Source organism: Wolbachia endosymbiont of Drosophila seguyi, from assembly GCF_028981765.1.
GTDB classification, from domain to species: Bacteria; Pseudomonadota; Alphaproteobacteria; order Rickettsiales; family Anaplasmataceae; genus Wolbachia; species Wolbachia pipientis.
The window spans coordinates 1-1780 of record NZ_JAPQLM010000014.1 but is presented as its reverse complement, the minus strand read 5'-3'; the positions used below and the strand labels follow the sequence as shown (position 1 = coordinate 1780).

Genomic DNA, 1780 nt, shown 5'->3' with positions numbered 1-1780 from the left:
TAATCTGTACAGAGAAGATAAATAAATAGCTTCAGTGTTTATGATAAGGGGGCTGGCGGAGTTTGTCAAGTGGTTTTTTAGCCACGTTTCCCTGTTATAATGTTCGTTTGCTTGACCTAAGATCCAGGAGTATTTAAACTGAACTCTATATAGTGTTAAAAATGATAGGAAATCTAAGCGGAATAGTTGATGAAGTGCGCAGTGATCACATAATCCTGAATGTGAATGATGTTGGCTATATGGTGTATCTTTCAGCCAAAACTTTAAATGCATGTTCCATCGGAAGTAGAGTTAAATTACTTATCGAAACCTATGCAAATAACAGAGAAAATGTCGCTCAGCTATATGGTTTTATAAGCAAAGAAGAACAGCAGTGCTTGAGGTTGCTTGTCAAAGTAAGCGGCGTTAGCTATAAAACTGCAATGTCAATTTTGGGCAAATTAACTCCAGAACAGCTATTTTTGGCAATTATGAATGAAGATAAAGTAGCACTCAAGATGAGCGGACTTGGCCTGAAACTCATAAATCGAATCATCACTGAATTGAGTGGCAAAGTGAGTAAACTAGAAATAAATAACAATAATTTTCATCCAATTAATGAAGATGCCCTTTCAGCATTGATCAATCTTGGGTATGAAAAAATGAAAGCTTATGATACGATAAAAAAATACAGGCCAAATCTGGACACTAAGGATATTATTCGCATGGCGCTTAAGGAGCTTTCAATACTATGAAATCAATATCGTGCGGTAAAGAATATACTGAAGATGTGCGCAATATCAACATCAGGCCTGAACAACTTGATGATTTTGTCGGGCAAAAAGACTTAATACAAAATTTAAAAGTGTTTATAAACGCTGCACAGACGAGAACTGAAGCTTTAGATCACGTTTTATTATATGGTCCTCCAGGGCTTGGCAAAACAACTTTAGCACAAATTGTTTCTAAAGAATTAAGAGTTAGCTTTCGCGCAACTTCTGGTCCTTTACTTAGTAAAGCTGGAGATTTGGCCGCAGTGCTTACCACTTTAAATGCAAAAGATGTTCTATTTATCGACGAAATTCATAGATTAAATCGCAGCATCGAAGAAGTTTTATATACTGCTATGGAAGATTTTTGCCTGGACATATTAGTAGGTGAAGGTCCATCTACTCGCACTTTAAGGATAGATCTACCACCATTTACGCTAATTGGAGCAACAACACGGCTTGGATTACTTTCTGCGCCACTCAGAGATCGTTTTGGCATTCCTTTGCATCTTGAGTTTTATTCCTTTGAGGAGCTGGTTAATATTATAAAAAGAGGCGCAAGAGTTCTTTCTGCTGAAATTGAAGAGGATGCAGCACGGGAAATTGCCTGCCGTGCGCGCGGCACTCCAAGAATTGCTTTGAGGTTACTCAGAAGAATAAGGGATTTTGTTGAAGTGAAAGATGATAAAAAAATTACTTATGAAGTCGCTGATTCTGTATTACTAAAATTGGGTGTAGATAAAATGGGACTCAATAAACTTGATATGAATTATCTAAGATTTTTATTCAACACTTCAGGCCCTGTTGGAATTGACACCATATCTATTGCGCTATCCGAAGATGTTGGCAATATTGAAGAAACAGTAGAACCTTATTTAATCAAAATTAGTTTTGTAAAGCGCACACCAAGAGGGCGCGTTCTAACCGATCAAGCAAAGGAGTATTTGAGCTTTCAACATTAAACATCATAATTTATATTGACTAATTGGCGTGGTATCTATATGCTAACATTTATATATTAAAAATAATGG

The 1780-nt window shown here is 36.5% G+C and carries 2 protein-coding genes; both read left to right on the top strand.

What is annotated here, in order from left to right; all coding sequences use genetic code 11:
- Positions 1-161 precede the first annotated feature (161 nt).
- Positions 162-734, top strand: coding sequence for a Holliday junction branch migration protein RuvA (ruvA, locus tag OZD62_RS00270; protein WP_010082382.1), 573 nt, complete (start codon positions 162-164; stop codon positions 732-734).
- The gene (ruvB, locus tag OZD62_RS00265; RefSeq protein ID WP_010963048.1) at positions 731-1711 is read left to right on the top strand and encodes a Holliday junction branch migration DNA helicase RuvB; all 981 of its coding nucleotides are present in this window, start codon (positions 731-733) and stop codon (positions 1709-1711) included. The genes ruvA and ruvB overlap by 4 nt, the downstream gene beginning before the upstream one ends.
- The last annotated feature ends 69 nt before the right edge of the window (positions 1712-1780 follow it).